19 protein-coding genes are annotated in these 19,960 nt (G+C 45.4%); 7 read left to right on the forward strand and 12 right to left on the reverse strand.

Going from position 1 to position 19,960, the window contains the following annotated elements; translation table 11 throughout:
• Positions 1-13: 13 nt before the first annotated feature.
• The 5 genes from PNC201_RS11845 to PNC201_RS11865 all read left to right on the forward strand — a co-directional run bounded on the left by PNC201_RS11845 (position 14) and on the right by PNC201_RS11865 (position 5,337).
• Entirely contained in the window at positions 14-1,231 is a 1,218-nt protein-coding gene (locus tag PNC201_RS11845; RefSeq protein WP_102057165.1) for an MFS transporter, read from the forward strand.
• A gap of 53 nt (positions 1,232-1,284) precedes the next feature.
• Positions 1,285-1,980, forward strand: coding sequence for a 3-keto-disaccharide hydrolase (locus tag PNC201_RS11850; protein WP_102057166.1), 696 nt, complete (start codon positions 1,285-1,287; stop codon positions 1,978-1,980).
• Positions 1,981-1,982: 2 nt separating this feature from the next.
• A complete protein-coding gene (locus tag PNC201_RS11855) occupies positions 1,983-3,662 on the forward strand; it encodes a GMC family oxidoreductase (RefSeq protein WP_010606697.1) in 1,680 nt (559 codons plus the stop codon).
• Entirely contained in the window at positions 3,662-4,411 is a 750-nt protein-coding gene (locus tag PNC201_RS11860; RefSeq protein WP_010606696.1) for a gluconate 2-dehydrogenase subunit 3 family protein, read from the forward strand. The genes PNC201_RS11855 and PNC201_RS11860 overlap by 1 nt, the downstream gene beginning before the upstream one ends.
• Positions 4,412-4,479: 68 nt before the next feature.
• Positions 4,480-5,337, forward strand: a complete 858-nt coding sequence (locus tag PNC201_RS11865; protein WP_102057167.1) for a sugar phosphate isomerase/epimerase family protein — start codon at positions 4,480-4,482, stop codon at positions 5,335-5,337.
• A gap of 953 nt (positions 5,338-6,290) precedes the next feature.
• Here PNC201_RS11865 and PNC201_RS11870 read toward each other — a convergent pair.
• The 6 genes from PNC201_RS11870 to PNC201_RS11890 form a co-directional block, all read right to left on the reverse strand.
• Positions 6,291-7,154, reverse strand: a complete 864-nt coding sequence (locus PNC201_RS11870) for an AraC family transcriptional regulator (RefSeq protein ID WP_102057168.1) — start codon at positions 7,152-7,154, stop codon at positions 6,291-6,293.
• A gap of 221 nt (positions 7,155-7,375) precedes the next feature.
• Positions 7,376-8,695 (reverse strand): tetratricopeptide repeat protein, encoded by a 1,320-nt coding sequence (locus PNC201_RS11875; protein ID WP_233525167.1) that lies wholly within the window; start codon positions 8,693-8,695, stop codon positions 7,376-7,378.
• A 253-nt stretch (positions 8,696-8,948) separates the two neighbouring features.
• On the reverse strand, positions 8,949-9,146 hold the full coding sequence (locus PNC201_RS11880) for a tetratricopeptide repeat protein (RefSeq protein ID WP_102057169.1): 198 nt from the start codon (positions 9,144-9,146) through the stop codon (positions 8,949-8,951).
• A 629-nt stretch (positions 9,147-9,775) separates the two neighbouring features.
• A complete protein-coding gene (locus PNC201_RS23260) occupies positions 9,776-9,895 on the reverse strand; it encodes a hypothetical protein (RefSeq protein WP_233525253.1) in 120 nt (39 codons plus the stop codon).
• Entirely contained in the window at positions 9,882-10,241 is a 360-nt protein-coding gene (locus tag PNC201_RS11885; RefSeq protein ID WP_199539659.1) for a tetratricopeptide repeat protein, read from the reverse strand. Before PNC201_RS11885 ends, PNC201_RS23260 begins: the two co-directional genes overlap by 14 nt.
• A gap of 505 nt (positions 10,242-10,746) precedes the next feature.
• A complete protein-coding gene (locus tag PNC201_RS11890) occupies positions 10,747-11,664 on the reverse strand; it encodes a LysR family transcriptional regulator (protein WP_102057171.1) in 918 nt (305 codons plus the stop codon).
• A gap of 93 nt (positions 11,665-11,757) precedes the next feature.
• On the opposite strand from PNC201_RS11890, the gene PNC201_RS11895 reads away from it, so the two are divergent.
• Positions 11,758-12,690: a DMT family transporter gene (locus PNC201_RS11895; protein WP_102057172.1), complete on the forward strand. Its 933-nt coding sequence runs from the start codon at positions 11,758-11,760 to the stop codon at positions 12,688-12,690.
• Between the two features lie 287 nt (positions 12,691-12,977).
• Here the strand turns inward: PNC201_RS11895 and tyrA are convergent, their stop codons facing one another.
• The 5 genes from tyrA to rpsP form a co-directional block, all read right to left on the reverse strand.
• Positions 12,978-14,126: a bifunctional chorismate mutase/prephenate dehydrogenase gene (tyrA, locus tag PNC201_RS11900; protein WP_102057173.1), complete on the reverse strand. Its 1,149-nt coding sequence runs from the start codon at positions 14,124-14,126 to the stop codon at positions 12,978-12,980.
• Between the two features lie 211 nt (positions 14,127-14,337).
• Positions 14,338-14,697 carry a 50S ribosomal protein L19 gene (rplS, locus tag PNC201_RS11905; protein WP_017216162.1) on the reverse strand — a complete coding sequence of 120 codons (360 nt, stop codon included), beginning with the start codon at positions 14,695-14,697 and terminating at the stop codon, positions 14,338-14,340.
• A gap of 33 nt (positions 14,698-14,730) precedes the next feature.
• The gene (gene trmD, locus PNC201_RS11910) at positions 14,731-15,498 is read right to left on the reverse strand and encodes a tRNA (guanosine(37)-N1)-methyltransferase TrmD (protein ID WP_102057174.1); all 768 of its coding nucleotides are present in this window, start codon (positions 15,496-15,498) and stop codon (positions 14,731-14,733) included.
• A complete protein-coding gene (gene rimM, locus PNC201_RS11915) occupies positions 15,498-16,031 on the reverse strand; it encodes a ribosome maturation factor RimM (RefSeq protein WP_010371053.1) in 534 nt (177 codons plus the stop codon). Before rimM ends, trmD begins: the two co-directional genes overlap by 1 nt.
• Positions 16,032-16,048: 17 nt before the next feature.
• Positions 16,049-16,297: a 30S ribosomal protein S16 gene (gene rpsP, locus PNC201_RS11920; protein ID WP_010371051.1), complete on the reverse strand. Its 249-nt coding sequence runs from the start codon at positions 16,295-16,297 to the stop codon at positions 16,049-16,051.
• A gap of 256 nt (positions 16,298-16,553) precedes the next feature.
• Between rpsP and PNC201_RS11925 the strand changes: the two genes are divergently transcribed.
• Entirely contained in the window at positions 16,554-18,212 is a 1,659-nt protein-coding gene (locus PNC201_RS11925; RefSeq protein ID WP_102057175.1) for a tannase/feruloyl esterase family alpha/beta hydrolase, read from the forward strand.
• 259 nt (positions 18,213-18,471) lie between these two features.
• Here the strand turns inward: PNC201_RS11925 and ffh are convergent, their stop codons facing one another.
• A complete protein-coding gene (gene ffh / locus PNC201_RS11930; RefSeq protein ID WP_010606686.1) occupies positions 18,472-19,851 on the reverse strand; it encodes a signal recognition particle protein in 1,380 nt (459 codons plus the stop codon).
• Between the last annotated feature and the right edge of the window lie 109 nt (positions 19,852-19,960).

A 19,960-nucleotide genomic window follows, 5' to 3' on the forward strand; every position in this document is an offset into this window, starting at 1 on the left:
CAGGACTACGACCATGAATAATAATAATCATAATCGGACCGTGTTTCAGCTCTGTTGCCTTGCACTGGTCGTCACATCAATGACGTTCGCTATTCGCGCAGGCATTTTGGGGCAATTAGGTGAGCAGTTTGGACTCTCAGATACAGAACTTGGTTGGGTTAACGCCATGGCATTTCTGGGCTTTCCCGTTGCAACCATGTTAGGTGGCGCAATCTACAACGCCATTGGCGCCAAAAAGCTAGTTGCCCTCGCCTTTATTTGCCACTTTGCAGGGTTGGTTTTAACCATTACCGCTGATGGTTTTTGGTTACTGCTGATCTCGACGTTTTTAATCGGTTTTGCGAATGGTTCAGTGGAAGCTGGCTGTAATCCACTGATTGCCGAAATGTATCCGAAAAACACCACGACCATGCTCAACCGATTCCATGTCTGGTTTCCAGGCGGCATTGTGATTGGTGCTCTAGCATCGAATGCCATGACTGCATCGGGCTTTAATTGGCAATGGCAAGTTGCTTTGATATTAATTCCAACGCTGATTTACGGAGCAATGATGGTCAAGTCACGGTTTCCTGAATTTGACCGCACAGATCATTCTACCACCAGCAATCTCAAGCACCTGTTTTCTCCGCTCTACCTATTTTTAATTTGCTGTATGACATTAACAGCAACAACTGAACTTGGTACACAACAGTGGATTGAACGCATACTGGGAGCGTCAGGCGCCTCTCCTATGATGATCCTCGCACTGATCACAGGCTTGATGGCATTAGGTCGCTTCTTTGCCGGCCCAATAGTCCACCGTTTTAATCCAACAGGCGTGTTACTCGGCTCTGCGGTATTGGCAACCGCGGGGATTTTCATGATGAGCCAAGCACAAGGGTCAGCAATCTACTTGGCTGCAATATTATTTGCCTTGGGTGTCACTTATTTTTGGCCAACCATGCTGGGCTGTGTTGCAGAATATACCCCAAAAACAGGCGCACTTGGTATGTCTTTAATGGGCGGTGCGGGGATGTTCGCTGTCAGCATGTGGAATCCAGTAATTGGTAGTTGGATTGATTCGGCGCGACTCGAAGCCCAAGCAGCAAACTTAACCGCGCAGCAATCAGAACTAGTTGCAGGTCAAGCGGTGCTTGAAAATATCCTGTTATTCCCAGCTATTCTCATAGCCGCTTTTATCGGCCTTTACCTTTATATCAATAAAAATAAACGCGTTGAGAAATACGCGTAATACCCTTTGTATTAAGTAGCAACAAGTAAAAAGTGAACAGACGAGGTTCCAATATGCTCAACTCTATAAAAATACTAACGCTGGCATTGGCTGTTAGTTGTGCGGCTTGCGCTAGTACAACTGACAACCAATTGAGCCCGCAAGAACAACAAGCCGGATGGCAACTGCTTTTCGATGGCAAAGATATGTCGCAATGGCGCAACTTTAAAAGTGACGGCCTAAATAGCCAATGGCAAGTTGAGGACGGCGCGATGACACTTACCCAAGGTGGTGGCGGCGATATTCTGACCAAAAAACAGTATCACAATTTTGAGCTCCAGCTCGATTGGAAGATTTCTAAAAAAGGCAACAGTGGGATCTTTGTATTGGCGGATGAAAAAGGTGGAGCTATATACTCCCACGCCCCAGAAATTCAAATTCTAGATAACAAAGAACACCCAGACAATAAAATAGACTCTCACCTTGCAGGTTCTATTTATGACCTGTTCGCAGCGCCAAGTACGGCACATAAACCTGCCGAAGCTTGGAACCAAGTTCGTATTAAGCTACAAGATAGCCACCTACAAGTTTGGCAAAATGGTGTAAGCACGACGAGTATCGTGATTGGCAGCACCACTTGGAATGCCTTGGTTAAGAATAGTAAATTTGCGACATGGCAAGGGTTTGCTGAAGGTAAAAAAGGCCACATCGGCCTGCAAGATCACGGCGACAAAGTCTGGTTCAAAAACATTAAGATCAAGGAGCTATAACTATGGCAACATTTGATCATAAAGTATTGGTCGTTGGCTCAGGTGCCGGTGGCGCAATGGCCGCTTATACACTCACTAAGCTAGGCCACAAAGTTTTATTGCTAGAAGCTGGCAGAAATTACGACCCAAAAACAGAAAGCCCGATGTTCCGCCGCAATAGCGAAGCCCCACTTATGGGCGCTGGTAATAAGGATAAGAACTTTGGTTTTTACGACGCGACGATTGATGGCGGTTGGCAAGTGCCAGATGAACCATACACACGCGCAGAAAACACCGATTTTTATTGGTGGCGTGCACGTATGCTCGGTGGCCGCACCAATCACTGGGGTCGCTACTCGCTACGTTTTAGTGAGCACGACTTTAAGGGCAAAAGCCGCGATGGACATGGCGCTGATTGGCCGTTTGAATATCAAGACATTGCGCCTTGGTATGACAAAACAGAAGAAATAGTCGGGATCTGCGGTACCAATACCGGCTTGGATGACATGCCCCCTTCTGCGCCTGGCGTGTTACAGCCACCACCAACACCAAGAGTACCCGAATTATTGGTTGCAGCTGCCGCGAAAAAAATGGGGATCCCAGCGGTTCCTATGCACAGAGCGGTGCTGACTCGTAATAAAGACGACCGCTTAGCATGTTTTTACGCCACACCTTGTGGCCACGGTTGCTCAATTGGTGCGGCATTCCAAACCACAACTTCGCTTATTCCGATGGCCAAAGCGACAGGAAACCTTGAAGTGATCACCGATGCCATGGTGAAGTCAGTGGCGGTGAATGAAGATGGCAAAGTAACTGGTGTGACTTATGTCGATAAAAAGTCTGCACAAGAACATGCAGTCAATGCTGATGTGGTAATTTTGGCGGCCAGCGCCTGTGAATCTGCACGTATTTTGCTTAATTCTAAACATGCAAAACATCCCAAGGGACTTGCAAACTCAAGTGGTCAGGTAGGTCGCAATCTAATGGACTCTACAGGTGCTTGGCTTGGTGCACAAATCCCTGCGTTAAAAGGCCGCCCGCGTTATAACGAAGACGGCCATACCGGTAACCACCTTTTTATTCCTTGGTGGGGACACAAAGCCCATGAGAAAGGTGAGCTTAATTTCCCGCGCGGCTATCACTTTGAAATTAGCAGCGGCTTTAATCAACCGGGCTCTGGCGTGTCTGGCAATAAACAAGGTTATGGCCCCAAATTAAAGCAGCAAGTGCGTGACGCTTATGGCTCCTATGTTGGATTTGCACTGCGTGGAGAAATGCTACCGAACAAAAATTCTTACATGGAAATTGACGAAAACGTCAAAGATAAATGGGGTATCCCGGTTGCTAAGTTCCATTTCAAATGGTCTGACAGAGAGCTCAAGCAAATCGAGCATGGTCTCAAAACCGCTAAGCAGATCCTTGAGAACATGGGTGCCAAAGTCGGCGAGCTACCGCCTGCGGAAAAAGCCATTTCAAAAGGCGGTGAGATCATTCATGAGGTCGGCACGACGAGAATGGGCAGCTCAGCAAAAGAATCGGTAACGAATCAGTGGGGCCAAACATGGGACTGTGACAATCTATTTGTGATGGATGCCGGCGTCTTTGCGTCTAACCCCCATAAAAATTGCACCTTAACCATTATGACCTTAGCGATGCGAAACTCCACCTGGTTGGCAGCACAAATTGATAAAGGAGCGCTGTGATGAATACACCTGTCCGCGTTGATTCTTATAAATATATTTCAGGCATGACACGTCGCGAGTCATTAAAGTGGTTAGGCTTGCTTGCTGCTGGATCTGCGGTGACACTCACCGCTGGTTGCAGTAAGGCCATTGAAGGTGAAACGGCTGCAGCTGGGCACTGGCCAGATATTGAAATAAAGCCAGTTAGCGCTCAAGGGTATGGCACCGATCCAAACATGATCATGCCGCCAGAATCACCTTGGCCGCTCACCCTCACCGAAGCGCAGCTCACGTTAGTTGCAGTACTAGCTGATTTTATTGTGCCAAAGGAAGGAAATCATCCATCGGCTTCTGAAGTACAAGTACCGAGTGTGATCGATGAATGGGTAAGCGCACCGTATCACGGACAACAAAAAGACAGAGTGACAATACTCCATGCGCTTGCTTGGATTGACGATGAGTCGACTTTGCGCTTTAAAAAGCCATTTATACAACTTAGCGCAACGCAGCAAAGTAAGATTATGGATGATATTGCTTATTTTAATGCACAAACACCAGAGCAATTTCAGCGTATAGGTAAAGCATTCTTGCGCTTTAAAGATCTCGTTCTCGGCGCTTACTTCTGCACACCTGAGGGCTGTCAAGACATAGGTTATCTGGGCAATATGCCAATTGCAGGTGATTATCCAGGGCCTACTGCCGAAGCCAAGGCGCATCTAGATGGCGTACTCGCAGAGCTTGGGCTAAGCCAGTATGCGTACCGCGACTAACCCTTGAGTCATTTTGTTATGACTAACCGAAGCAGAGTCTAGCTCTGCTTTTTCTTTAGGAGTAGATCATGTTTGTTGAAAACACCAACCGATTAAAGCAAGTAATGCTGTTCATTGCTTTAATTTTTATCTCGCCACTGTATGCACAGCCTTCCCTTCAACCTTTGCCCGTTAGCGTTCAACTGTGGTCGGTAAAAGATGAATTGGCAAGAGACTTCGACGGCACCTTGCAAGCACTCGCTAGTATGGGATTTGATGGCGTTGAGTTTGCTGGAAACTTTGGCAGCTATGCCAATAACCCAAGTAAATTAAAACAAAGGTTAGCCGAACTCGGCCTAGTTGCGAGCAGCGCCCACATCGGCTTTGACGCATTAGCTGAAGAAAAACGAGCAAGCACCCTACTCTTTTACAAAACCTTAGGCGTATCCACGCTCTTTATTCCTTGGGATGAAAGAGCATGGGATAAAAACCAAGTGCAAGCATTTGTAAAACAGCTTAACCAAGTGCACCAAATTGCCAAACGTTATGATATGAGGATCGGATTTCATAATCACGAGAAGGAATTTAACCCATACGCTAATAGCACGTTTTGGGATTATATCGCCACCAATACCCCTAGCGATTTCCCACTGCAGCTCGATGTCGGCTGGGTGATTTACGCAGGTAAATCACCCAGCGATTATGTTAAGCGATATGCAGGAAGAACCGTATCGACACATATTAAAATACGTACTCATCAAGGAGATGACAAAAGTCCAATCATTGGCGAAAACCACTACCCTTGGAAAACGCTCATCCAAACCATGCAGCAACACGGCGGTACACAGTGGCTGGTAATCGAACAAGAAGAATACCCAAGCGGCCTAACGCCGCTAGAAAGCGTCGCCCGCTCAAAAGCGAATTTAGATAAGATACTGAGTGAGTAACAAGCGGGAATATGTTTATCTGAAATAGCTAATAGTCACTGTCAGGTTTGATCGCGGGGTTCGATCGAACTTGACTGTTGAATGATGCGAGAGTGGGAAATGGTAAACGCCCTATTATGTGACGGGTTAAGCTTGACTACACTAGCGAAGAATGAGCGCTAGCCAAGCTTTAGACGTCCACTTCATAAACAGCTTGTTATTTACCGAATACAAAATATAAGCAAAGCAAAATAGAAACTGACAGCAATAGCGATATAGGCCTTTGAAATACTGTACCTGATAGTTTTTGAATACCATGTACCTTTGTTCGACTAAAAAAATTGAAAACATGTTCGGCACAAAACAATACAAATACGCCACCAAAACCTAATGCATAAAGTGGCTTTTCATATAATAAAAACCAACTAAAGCAAAACAAAAGTAGAACCCCAACAAACGGAATTAATACTCTCTCTAGTAGTTTGCTGATAATGAACTTCCTTAGGAAAATAACAGCCCATTAGCTTGAACGCTCGAGTATCTCACTTATTTTTAAGTAAAAAACCACAATTATCAAACTAGCTTTATTTAATAATTTTAGTAACTTATCAGTCAAAGGTTACAATTTCAACACACAAATCACTTGCTATATGCGAGGGGTGATCTATCCGGGTCTTCTGTTGGCTCGTTAAGTACACATAGTGTTTAGTTATCGCATTAAAACATGCTCAACTTCATATGTCGCAAGGTTATTTGTCGCCATAAATGGCGACCTACGTAAGATTACTGCGTAAAGTGTCAAAGCTAAACGGAAGGTTGGTTAGTCTTGATAATAAATGCTCAGACTCGGCTTGCAGCGCTGAGAACTTGCTTCGCTAGAGCAACAATGATTGCTATAACAAAGCAAACAAATATTAGTAACTTGCGTATAGGCAGATACATTAGCCATAGATGCAAACCAAGTAACGTTATCATCAATTTTGCAATGGCAGGTAAATATCGGTGATCAAGTCGCACTCATCCACTTGATGCACAAAATTATGATATTCAAAAAAGCAGCAATGCGCATTTGGCAATTCGCCACTGTCTGCTAGCCAGTTTTGATACAACCAGCGTATAGTTTGCTCCATATTGTCGTGACTCCCTAAATGCCTTACCTTGGCACAACGCATTTGTGGAATAACACCACTTTCGACGCCAAACCCGTTATCTGGTACTTCAGTGTTTACTGAGCCACACAATTTAAAACGAAATGCGTCTTCAGCCATGGCTTCAGGGTCGCCATTTGGCATGCCAAATGTTCGACTCGTATTAATTGGTGAAAGTCCGCTATTTTGTCGCCAAGCAATAAACTTGCCTGCACTTTCAAATATCAGTTTTGCTGACCCTTTGTGCTCTAAAAAAGCAATTTGAGTCTGTTCAAAGTTAATAATATCGACCTGCATTGTCTGCACTCCTAAATTTTGCGGTGAAAAATTAAAAACGTCATACCAACTAGGCCAATTTGCAGCTTGTCTAAACTGTGAAGGGCTTTGTTCAAAAGTACGTTTAAAAGCTCGAGAGAAGGCCTCAGCACTATCAAACTTTGCTTCGAGTGCAATATCAATAATTTTAATATCGCGCTCAAATGCTAGGCGAAAAGACGCCCGCTTTAATCGCGCCAGCAAAATATACTTACCCACATTCACGCCCATAAAAGCCACAAATACGCGATGAAAATGAAATTTAGATAAAGCAGCAACATCACTAAGCAAACTCACCGTTAATTCATCATCTAAATGTTGATTGATATAATCGCAAACGAGCGAAATACGCTGCTGTAAAAGATTGCTTTGCATAAAGCGCCTATGTGTTAGTAGAACTGCAGACAAGCTTAATCATATCAAAAGCAAGATACTTGATTGAAATTGCTCGATGTAAGAGAGAATGAGGAAATATCCATCCACAAAGATGGAAATAGCGAGGGGTGTCACTATTTTACCATTTAATCGCGCTATCGGGCCAGCTGGTGGTCGAACGCGCTAAACGCCCGACTACAGGCACAGAGGCCCCCCTCGCACTACTTATAAGCGCAGCGCGAGGGGTTAATATTCAGAGGGTTATCCTTGCGTCTTTCCAGCTGCGATTCAAACTTGCTGGCCAACTGGTGTCGCCAGTACGGTGCCATCATCTCTTTGTTCGGCGCTTTGGGGCCAAGCGTAACGTACTCAATTGGAGCCAGATGATCGTCTCTGTGCAGCTCCAGATATAAGCGCGGTGCTTTGCCATTTGCAAAGTCGGGATCTTCACTCTTTATTTCTTTTGCGCCATAGTCCAGATGCGTGACTATCACCCTGTGTTCCTGTTCGTCCTTATAGTTGGCATCTTTTAGCAGATAAGGCAGAGGGCCAAGTAGCCAGGCAAGCGTTTGTAATTTTTCAGGAGTGGGTTTCTTACCAACAAATTTATCAACTTCTTTTTTGAGCTTTTTAAAGTCAGCTTGCAGCTTAGTGGCACCCTGGCCCAGTATCTTAAAATTATCCTTTAGATACACAACCCGGTAAAAAGCAGCACTTTCCTGAGGAGACTGCCCGGTATTGGCAAATGAGGGCACTCGCAGCTCTTGCTCAGTGTGGTTGCCCTGATCTTTCATTAAACGATAGTCAAAAAAGCGCTCTGTATTATAGGTAATGGCGCAGCCGCAGGCATCGTCATTTAAGTGGTTTTTACTGTAAAAGCGCCACATATTTAGGCTGTCGCTGTCAGGTAAAAAACAACCAATAAACACGGGGTTACCCTCTTCCGGCTCGTAACCTAATTCCTGCCAGAGTAATTTTCCCTCATTAGGATCATTTACCGCGTTAATATGACCCAGCCTAAAAGGGCTTTTTTCTAACAAAATTGCTTGCCCAACATCGAAAGCGGTATAGTGAGTCATCGTACCATTGTTACTAACTTTCAAATGAGAGAGTATCTCCTCTCTTAAAGCGCTAATTGGCTTTGATTGTTCAAAACGCTCAGCTCTATCGTGAAGCTCATAGGCTTCAAAGCTGAGTAGAGGGTCTTTAAACACTTGTTCACACAGAGCTTTGGCCTCTGTAAAACTTTGAGTGACCCCTTTTCCCCGAAAGTAGCAATAGGCCAGAATGAATAGAGCCCGAGCGTTTTCTTGCTCAGTAGCTAACTGAAAATATTCAACCGCTTTCCCATCACTTTGCGCTACGCCTTTACCATTTATATACATAAGACCCAGGTTGCACTGACCGCGCGCATCTCCCTGCCCTGAGGCCAACTGGTAATACTTAACCGCTTTCTCATCACTTTGCGCTACGCCTTTTCCTCGCTCATACATAACACCCAAGTTGCACTGACCGAGCGCATTTCCCTGCTCTGCGGCCAAGTGGTAATATTCAACTGCTTTTCATTACTTTGCGCTATGCCTTGACCATATTCATACATGACGCCCAAGTAGCACTGACCGAGCGCATCTTCTCTGCTCTGCGGCCTGCAGGTAATACTCAACCGCTTTCATCACTTTGCGCTACGCCTTGACCATTTTCATACATGAGACCCAAGTAGCACTGACCGCGCGCATCTCCTGCTCTGCGGCCTGCTGGTAATACTCAACCGCTTTCATCACTTTGCGCTACCCTTTACCATTTATATACATAAGACCCAGGTTGCACTGACCGCGCGCATCTTCCCTGCCCTGCGGCCAACTGGTAATACTTAACCGCTTTCTCATCACTTTGCGCTACGCCTTTTCCTTTCTCATACATAACACCTAGGTTGCACTGAGCGCGCGCATTACCCTGCTCCGCCGCCAACTGGTAATACTCAACCGCTTTCATCACTTTGCGCTACGCCTTGACCATATTCATACATGAGACCCAAGTAGCACCGACCGCGCGCATCTCCCTGCTCTGCGGCCAGCTGGTAATACCTTCAACCGCTTTTCATCACTTTGCGCTACGCCTATTCCTTTGCCTCATACATAACACCTAGGTTGCACTGAGCGCGCGCATTTCCCTGCCCTGCGGCCAACTGGTAATACTCAACCGCTTTCATCACTTTGCGCTACGCCTTTTCCTCGTTCATACATAACACCCAAGTTGCACTGACCGAGCGCATTTCCTGCCCTGCGGCCAACTGGTAATACTTAACCGCTTTCATCACTTTGCGCTACGCCTTGACCATTTTCATACATGAGACCCGTTAAGTAGCACTGACCGCGCGCATCTCCCTGTTTCTGCGGCCTGCTGGTAATACTCAACCGCTTTCATCACTTGCGCTACCCTTACCATTTATATACACATAAGACCCAGGTTGCACTGACCGCGCGCATCTCCCTGCCCTGCGGCCAACTGGTAATACTTAACCGCTTTCATCACTTTGCGGCTACGCCTTTTCCTCGCTCATACATAACACCCAAGTTGCACTGACCGAGCGCATTTCCTGCTCTGCAGCCAAGTGGTAATACTCAACCGCTTTCATCACTTTGCGCTACGCCTTGACCATTTTCATACATGAGACCCAAGTAGCACTGACCGCGCGCATCTCCCTGCTCTGCGGCCTGCTGGTAATACTCAACCGCTTTCATCACTTTGCGCTACGCCTTTTCCTCGCTCATACATAACACCCAAGTTGCACTGACCGAGCGCATTTCCCTGCCCTGCGGCCAACTGGTAATACTTAACCGCTTTCTCATCACTTTGCGCTACGCCTTTTCCTCGCTTATACATAACACCCAAGTTGCACTGACCGAGCGCATTTCCCTGCTCTGCGGCCAAGTGGTAATATTCAACCGCTTTCTCATCACTTTGCGCTACGCCTTGACCATTTATATACATAAGACCCAGGTTGCACTGAGCATCTGCATCTCCTCTCTGAGCTTTTTCAATCAGTGCTTGAGTCTCTGGGGTTAATTCGGGGTTCTGTTCTAACATCAATATTCCTTTTAAACTGCTTAACCCCGTAAACATCATGATTGGGGCTGAATGCCCTTATTAAACGATATTTTGTGATGACTGACAATGGGATAGATTTTAATCAGTAAGTGTAGGTTGTCTGTACTAAGAGGGAATGCTTTCACGTAGTTTGGGCACAAGCGTGAAAATCGAAGAAGTCTCTGACCCCCACCTCAAATTTGGAAATCTTGTTATTGATACTTCGCTTCGTTAGGCTAGGGCTAAGAACAAATTTCTTTTGTATCAGCATCGAAGTTATTTGTCGCCATAAATGGCGACCTACATAAAATCGTGGCGTAAAGCCACTCCCACAATACTATTTGTGCGAAATCGCTGACACTCACCTGAAGCTTAGAGCTGCATTATCAGCATCGAAGTTATTTGTCGCCATAAACGGCGACCTCATAAGGTTGTGGCGTAAAGCAGCTTTCACAAACCGCTCCACATTGGCATCCACAAAAACAAAGATATATGGAAACATCAACTATGTGTCTCTCAATCTTGGATTGATTGAGCCGTAGTGCTCAAGCATGTAATCTATAAATAAGCGCAATCTGTACGGCATATTAACGCGGTCGTGATAGAGCATCATTAACCTTCTTGACTGACCCGCCCAATCACTAACCAATTGAATCATCAGGTTCTGGTCTATCTGATGTTGCGCTATAAAGCGGGGAATAAAACCGATACCCAGACCGTCCCTGACGGCTTGTGAAACCACGTTCAAGTCGTCCGCTTCCAGACGAATCATTGTACTGGGAGTATAGCTATACTGCTCTCCACTTTGCTGATTGTGTAACTTCCAGACTCGCACCGGATTACTAAGGATCACTGGCAAATCAAGTAACTGTTTGGGGTGCACTATGTCGCTATTGAATGCCATGTCCGGACTGGCACAAATTATGGATTCCACGGACCCCAGTGGCCTAGCTATCCAATCCTGGGGAAAATGCTCGCTAGCCCGAAATGCAATGTCGATATGCTCCCCCTCGATATCGATATTTCTGTTCGACAGTGATAACTCAATTTTAATTCCGGGATACGCATGTAAAAAGGCACTAAAGATATGGGCAAGCTGGTGTTGAGCGAGGTTGCTTGGAGCGGATATGCGAATGCAGCCGTGTGCTTCGTGCCTTTGCGCCGATAAGGCATCACTGATGTCTTGTAACTCACTTAGCAAAGGCCCACAGCGCTTGGCATACTGTGCCCCGCTACCAGTCAATGTTACACGATGAGCATCGCGGTTTAGCAGCCTCAGTCCGAGGGTATTTTCCAGCTGTTTGATTCGCCTACTCAGAGTTGAAACAGGCATGTTCAGGCTTTGCGCCGCCTGACTAAAGCTGCCGTGTTGTGTCACAACCCAGAACAAGCGCATATCATCTAGTGAATAGTTATTTTTCATTAATGGAATTTAAAGTCTCAAAAAACGGTATTTTTTACCTTAAATGGAAAATATAAACTAGCAGCTCAATAAGTCAATGAAAAGTAAGGATATATGAGTACACCAATTCGAACCACAGTGATGATGCTGATCTGCGTATTTTGTTGGGGCAGTGTTTTTCCCGTTGCCAAAGACATTTTGCTGCACATGTCCGGACTTTCGATGTCAATCTGGCGCTTTGCTATCGCGCTGATCAGCCTGTTTATTTTTATTCGTCTGGCCCGAATGCGCATGATACCTCTATCGTTAAGCAGGTATCTCATACTTGGCGTTATAGGTGTGATAGGCGTGGGCGGTCTGAATTTGGCGTTGTTCTCGGGACTGTCTCATACCTCGGCAACCAATGGCGCGTTAATCATGGCACTCAGTCCCATAGTAACGACCCTGATGGCTGCGTTACTGAACAAAACACTGATAGCCCGAGTTCAGCTTTTGCAGCTGATGGTCGCTTTTGGCGGTGTATTGCTGGTTGTGGTAAACGGTGACCTGAGGAGCCTTTTGAACTTACAGCTTAATCATGGAGATATCACTATTATGCTGGGCATGCTTGCTTGGTCAGGTTATACCGTGTGTGGTTCCAAGGTATCGAGCTGGCTGCCGCCGCTGGAATTTTCTTTGCTTACCATGGCTGCTGGTCTAATTGGGCTATCTGTTGCAAGTGGGTTTCAGGCAAAAGTACACCCAGTAAAAGAGCTGATTGCACTACCCTGGCCGTTATTGATGAGCATGCTGTACATAGGTGTGTTTGGCACTGTTGTTGGATATTTGTGTTGGAACAATGGAGTGAAGACACTTGGTTCTGCCAATGCCTCTTTGTACTTTAATTTAGTGCCAGTGTTCGCAGCTCTGGTTTCTTTGCTGATGGGGCAAAGTGTAACAGGGATTCAACTGGCAGGTATGTTGATTGTATTAACTGGCCTGACACTACCATTGATGATAAAGCAGGTGACAAGAAACCGAGCCGTAACTTTACCTTTTAAAAGTTGAGTGAATATATTAAACGCAAGTGAATAAGACACTTGCGTATTCATTCAGAATTATTTCATACCATATTTACAGCGCACCACTCAAATTTGAAGTTGCCTTATCAGCATTGATTCAGATAGTAACGGGTGTTATTTGATACTTCGCTTCGTCAGGCTAGGATTGGAACAAATTTCTTTTGTATCAGCATCAAAGTTATTAGTCGCCATAAATGGCGACCTACGTAAAATCGTGGCGTAAAGCCTCCCACAACGCTATTCGCACTGTGATGTAGGAGGCATAACTTGGCGCTAAATACTTTCCTCATAATCCAACACTTTCGCGTCATTGGCTTTGTTAAGCAGGCCTCGGCTTTGTGATAGGAAGTGTTTCGCGCTTTCTGAGAAATACTGTTTGGCTTGTGAGAAAGATTGCATTAGACCTTCTTTATCGCCTTGTTGTAGCTTGGTCAATGTCTGCTCAAAGGTATCTTGATAGCTTGCCAATAACCCTTCTACATCATTAAATTGCGCGAGCATAATATCTGAATAAAGTTCAGGGGATTGCGCAAATAGTCGCCCAACCATCATCAGCTCTAATTGGTAGATAGGCGATGAGCAGCTCCTTAGCTCTTTTAATGAATGGCACTGCTTAGATAAGAACTGACCGTATACAAACGTAGTTAAGTGGCGCATTACCTGAATGATCTGCATGGATTGGTCGTGTTTTTTAGCGTCCATCGGTACCAACTGGCTGCCCCAGATCTTTAGTTGCTTGATTAATCCTTCGCATTGCTTTGGCATACGTCCTTCGCACACCACGACAGTTTGCTTAACCCAGTGAGATATATCTGGACCAAACATAGGGTGTAGACCGACCACAGGGCCGTTGTGCTTGTTCATTAGTACTTTGAGCGGGGCTTGCTTCACAGAGGTAATATCTGCAAGAATACAATCATCAGGTAGCGCTGGTAACTCGTTAACGACTTGCTCTAGCGCGTTAATTGGTACGCTCACCAGCACCAATTTTGCATCACTCAGTAGCTCAGTAGCCTGTGATTGATTGTCTTTGTCTAAAATGCGTACTTCGTAGCCTGAGCGTCTAAACTGTTTCGCAAACAATTTACCCATGGCACCTTGGCCGCCGACAATAACGACCGGCGACATTTTTGGTGCAGCACAGGCGAGTTCACTTTGCTGGTTTTCGTAGGCTTCTCGCATCATGCGACGCAGAATATCTTCGACTAAATCAGGGTTTACCCCTTTGGCATCAGCTTCTGCGCGCCGGGCTTTGATCAGCTCAGCTTCGCGCTTCGGCACATGTAGCGGTGCGCCCTTTTGCTGTTTTATTTTTCCAACCTGTTCGGTCAATGCTTTGCGCTTTGCAAGTAGCGCGACAAGCTCGCTATCGCAATCATCTATTGCAACGCGTATTGCTTCTAAATCGTTAGCCCCATTCATGATGTAAACTTATATATACAGTAGTAAATTAAATAATACACCGAGTCTAACAAGAAGTACGCCGCTTTAAAAGTAAGCAACCATGAAAATATCGTGACAAGACGCCTGATATGTCAGTGAGTATTCACAGAATGGAAATAATGAGAGGGATAAAACCAAAACAGGCCGCATAAAGCGGCCTGTTTTATCTGCATTTGATAAATGCGACGTATTAGTTAAGTTTCTCTTTAATACGTGCAGATTTACCAGAACGCTCACGTAGGTAGTAAAGCTTAGCGCGACGAACCGCACCACGACGCTTAACTGCTACGCTGCTGATAAGAGGGCTGTGCGTTTGGAATACACGCTCAACACCTTCACCGCTTGAAATCTTACGAACAGTGAAAGATGAGTGTAGACCACGGTTACGCTTAGCGATTACAACACCTTCAAAGGCCTGTAGACGCTCTTTGTTACCTTCTTTTACGCGTACCTGTACAACTACTGTATCACCAGCGCCGAACGCAGGTACGTCTTGCTTAAGCTGTTCAGCTTCAAGCTCTTTAATAATATTTTGGTTTACTTTTGCCATTTTATTTCTCACATTCCTAGGTGTAACTGTCTTCTAGCCACAAGCTTGGCCATTCTCTTGCTGAAATTCAGCAAGTAATGCCGCCTGCTCCTCAGTCAGAGCTAGGTTACGCAACAAGTCAGGACGACGTTGCCAAGTTCTACCCAAAGACTGCTTTAAGCGCCATTTGGCTATTTCTTGGTGGTTTCCGCTGAGTAATACAGCAGGCACCTGTTTATCATCCAATGTTTCCGGCCGAGTATAATGAGGACAATCCAACAAGCCATCCGAAAATGAATCTTGTTCTGCTGATTGGTTATGACCTAACACACCTGGCACTAATCGTGCGACTGCATCGATTAATGTCATGGCTGGTAACTCACCACCGCTCAGTATAAAATCGCCGATGGACCACTCTTCGTCTATATAAGACTCGATGATCCGCTCATCAATACCTTCATAACGACCCGCTACTAAAATCAACTTTTCAGATTGCGCCAATTCAGTCGCACCTTGTTGATCTAGCTTTCGCCCTTGAGGGGACATATAAATTACTTTAGCGCCTGCTCCTGCTGCCGTTTTGGCATCAAGAATAGCTTTTTTAAGAGGCTCAACCATCATCAACATTCCCGGGCCACCACCATAAGGGCGGTCATCCACGGTTTTATGTTTATCAGTGGCGTAGTCTCTTGGGTTCCAACAATTAAACTCAATCAAGCCGTTTTTCACAGCTCGACCCGTTACGCCTTGCTGAGTTATCGCATCAAACATGTCGGGAAAAAGTGAAACCACTCCAACCCATAGCTTTTGCTGATCGCTCATTAAAACGCTGGATCCCAATCTACCGTAATTTTTCTCTCGTCATGATTAATATCCGAAATAACAGAATCTGTTAAAAATGGAATTAATCTTTCCGATTGGCCAAATGCATCTTTTTTGTTTGCTTTCACAACCAAAACGTCATTTGAACCAGTCTCCATCAAGTCATCAACTATGCCTAAGTCGTAGCCTTTATCGGTTACTACTGACATGCCGATGAGATCTCGCCAATAAAACTCCCCTTCAGGTAATTCAGGAAGCTGCTCAGCATAAACAGCGATTTCAGCATTGGTATAAGCCACTGCTTCGTCTCTGTCGTTTACCTGTGCAAATTTAGCGATATATCCCTTGTTGTGACGACGCCAGTCGCTCACTTCAAGGTTTTGCCATTTACCTTGTTGCCCTATCAACCATGGGCTGAAATCGAAGATCCCTTGGGGATCGTCAGTAAATGAATGCACCTTAAGCCAACCCTTGATGCCATAAGGAGCACCAAGCTTACCAACAACGATTGTCGAGGTTTTACTTTGACTCATGGTTACACTTACGCCTATTAAGCCGCTTTACGAGCGTCTTTAACCAGCTTCGCAACACGATCTGAAAGAGCTGCACCTTGACCTACCCAGTGATCAACACGAGATAAATCTAAACGTACTTTTTCTTCCTGACCTGCAGCGATAGGGTTAAAGAAACCTACCTTCTCGATGAAACGACCGTCACGCGAGAAACGGCTATCCGCAACCACGATTTGATAGAATGGACGCTTTTTAGCGCCGCCACGTTGCAAACGAATAGTTACCATACCGTCCTCTACATAGATTGACTGTTTTCATTAATAAGTTTGTACTTCCCATTACGGGAAGCTCGGGCATTTTACGCATTTTCACGCGCAATGCAAGTTAATTCCAAAGTTGATGCTTTATTAGACCCTGCTACAAAGTTACCGCTGAAGTTTCGCACGCCACATTCGTCCCAATAGTGGTACAAAAAATTGACTTTTTCAGCACTGCTGGAAAGTTGAGGGTCCCTGTTGTTTCATTTATAAGGAAAGCACACATATGAACCAAATGCGCAAAGCAAAACGTTCAATTAAACATCTACTTCTAGGTATACCACTCTTTTCTTTTGCGCTCGTTGCTACTTCAACACTTGCAGCAAGCAATGAAGAAATAACGGCTTGTAAACTGTTACGTTTTGGTGACTTCTCGCAGCTAGAGCAAGGTAATGCTGCAATGAGTATCACCAACGCAGAATATGTACCAAGCCAAACCCTAGATGCCGACACCGAACTCTGGACATATAAGTATAGTCGCCTATTGGGTGCACCTATACCAAAAGGAATAAACTCTTTACCTGAGCACTGTTTGGTTGAAGGCTATGCGGCACCGACGATACGTTTTCAGCTTAGGTTGCCAATGAATCAAGTTTGGAACCAACGTTTCTTACTCAATGCCTGTATGGGCTTTTGTGGCGAAGTATCCAACTACCCAACGATGGCTGGCGTTATGCGTAATTACGCGACCATGTCTCATGATGGCGGCCATACTGCTGCCGGATTCGATGGTTTGTGGGCTAAAAACAATGTGCCATTAAGGGAGGACTTTGCCTACCGAGCGAATCATGTGGTTGCTGTTGCAGCAAAGGTGGTTATTGAGCGCTTTTATAGTAAACAACTTACGTACTCATTTATATCGGGTTGTTCGAAGGGAGGTCATGCAGGGATAATGGCCGCAAAGCGTTACCCAAATGATTTTGATGGCGTGATTGCCAGAGGACCGACGATTAATTACACCAAAGTCAACCTAATTAACTGCATGGATAACGCAAAAGCTATTTTGGATGAAAACGATAACGCACTGTTCGATGCAAGCTACACTGACTTTATTTCACAGGCCGTCATGCAAGCTTGCGACCATAAAGATGGCTTAGTTGATGGATTAATAAGCGACCCAAGACGCTGCGATTTTGACCCGCAAACGCTCCTGTGCAGCAACAACACCACGGGTAAATGCCTGACACCTCGCCAAGTTAACGCAATTAAGGACATATATGCACCATCCTACGACCAACAAGGTAACGTCATTTATGGCGGCCTACCCTATGGCTCCGAGCCTGAATGGACAGGTTGGTTGTTTCCTGAAGCACCGTTTATCAAGCCTTATCACTATTATGCTGCAACCGAGTACTTAAAGTACTTGGCTTTTCCTCGAGAAAGATACAATCAAGGCAACTGGAGAGACTTTTCTTATAACAATGAGGTTGGCGAGCTTTCACTTATCTCAAGCTTTATGGACGCCGATCACCCTGATCTCACTGGATTTAAAAATAGCGGTGGCAAAATGATTGTATTACATGGATGGTCAGACGCTGCAATACCCGCATATGCAACTATTGATTGGTATAAGTCAGTTATCAACTATATGGGTAAAGACAACACCTACGACTTTGCTCGGCTATTCTTGCCACCAGGATTGGTGCATTGTGGTATCGAGGGACCTGGCGCTGAAACCTTTGATGCTATCACAGCGTTAGTGCATTGGCTTGATACAGGCATAGCACCGGATGCGCTTATGACACAAAAAGAAGATCCGCAGGGTAATATTCTTTTCACTCGCCCTGTTTACCCCTATCCACAAGAAGCCCAGTACATTGGTACAGGCGACCCTAAAAAAGCAGAAAACTTTAGGCCAATAGTGCCCAATTTTAAGAATAACTAAGTAACCTGAGGTTTGGATAAGGAATGTTCCAACTCATTGTTGCTAAAGCACAACTTAGTTTTTTCCTTGTCTAGCCAGCAAGTTTTAGGGAAAACAAGGCGAATTTACGCACCAATAGCTGGCTATTGGAAGTGAATTCAACGCAGTTAGCGCTAAAACTGGCTGCTAGAAAGGTATTAATTATCCGAAGCTCAGGTTAAGTAAACAAAAAGGCAAGCCCCATGGCTTGCCTTCACATTATACAAACTATAAAACGGTGTTAGAACTTAGGCCCACCGCCACCGAACATGCCCGGTGGCATCATGCCTTTCATGTTCTTCATCATTTTCATCATGCCGCCTTTGCCTTTCATCTTCTTCATCATCTTCTGCATTTGGGTAAATTGCTTCAGCAACTTATTAATGTCTTGCACTTGCGTACCAGAACCCGCAGCGATACGCTTTTTACGCGAGCCTTTGATGATTTCAGGACGTGCACGCTCTTTTGGCGTCATTGAGCTTATGATGGCTTCCATTTGGTTAAAGGTCTTATCGTTTACTTGACCTTTTACTGCATCTGGCAAGTTCGACATACCAGGCAGCTTTTCCATCATCGACATCATACCGCCCATGTTTTTCATCTGGCGCAGCTGCTCAGCAAAATCTTCCAGTGTAAAACCGTCGCCTTTAAAGACTTTCTCAGCCACTTTTTGGGCTTTGTCTTTATCGACTTTCATTTCGACTTCTTCAATAAGCGACAGTACATCGCCCATACCTAGAATTCGAGATGCAACACGGTCAGGGTGGAATGGCTCTAAGGCATCGGTTCTTTCACCCACACCGATAAACTTAATGGGTTTACCGGTAATATGACGAATAGACAGAGCCGCACCGCCGCGCGCATCACCATCCGTCTTAGTTAAGATAACACCGCTAAGTGGCAGCGCTTCATCAAACGCTTTTGCTGTATTTGCAGCATCCTGACCTGTCATTGAGTCAACGACAAATAAGGTTTCAATCGGATCAATCGCCGCGTGTAAATCTTTGATTTCGTCCATCATGTCTGCATCTACGTGCAAACGACCTGCGGTATCCACAAGTACCACATCAATGAACTTTTTCTTCGCGTGAGAAATAGCACCCGTTGCGATATCTACCGGCTTTTGTGAAATATCACTGGGGAAGAACTCGACGTCAACCTCTGCTGCTAGCGTTTCAAGCTGTTTGATAGCCGCTGGACGATAAACGTCAGCACTCACCACCAACACAGATTTCTTTTTGCGCTCTTTAAGGAATTTAGCCAGCTTACCAACACTGGTGGTTTTACCCGCACCTTGAAGACCTGCCATCATGACGACAGCTGGCGGCTGCGCGTTTAGGTTCAGCTCCTCGTTGGCCTCACCCATCGACTTTTCAAGTTCTTCGCGAACAATCTTGATGAAAACCTGGCCTGGGCTCAGACTCTTTGTGACTTCTACACCAACCGCGCGTTCTTTTACTTGTTTTACAAAGTCGCGCACAACCGGCAAGGCAACGTCAGCCTCAAGCAATGCCATGCGTACTTCACGGAGTGTTTCTTTAATATTGTCTTCAGTTAGTCGGCCACGGCCACTGATGTTTTTAAGCGTTTTTCCTAAACGCTCTTGGAGGTTTTCAAACATGTATCGGTTCCAAAATCTCGAAATTGTCGGGCATTATACTGATATGCGAGCCACTAATACAGTATTCAAGCCGATTGTTCTGCTTTTTACGCTTTCGTTGAACGAAAAT

The organism is Pseudoalteromonas sp. NC201, assembly GCF_002850255.1.
In the GTDB taxonomy this organism is placed as follows: domain Bacteria; phylum Pseudomonadota; class Gammaproteobacteria; order Enterobacterales; family Alteromonadaceae; genus Pseudoalteromonas.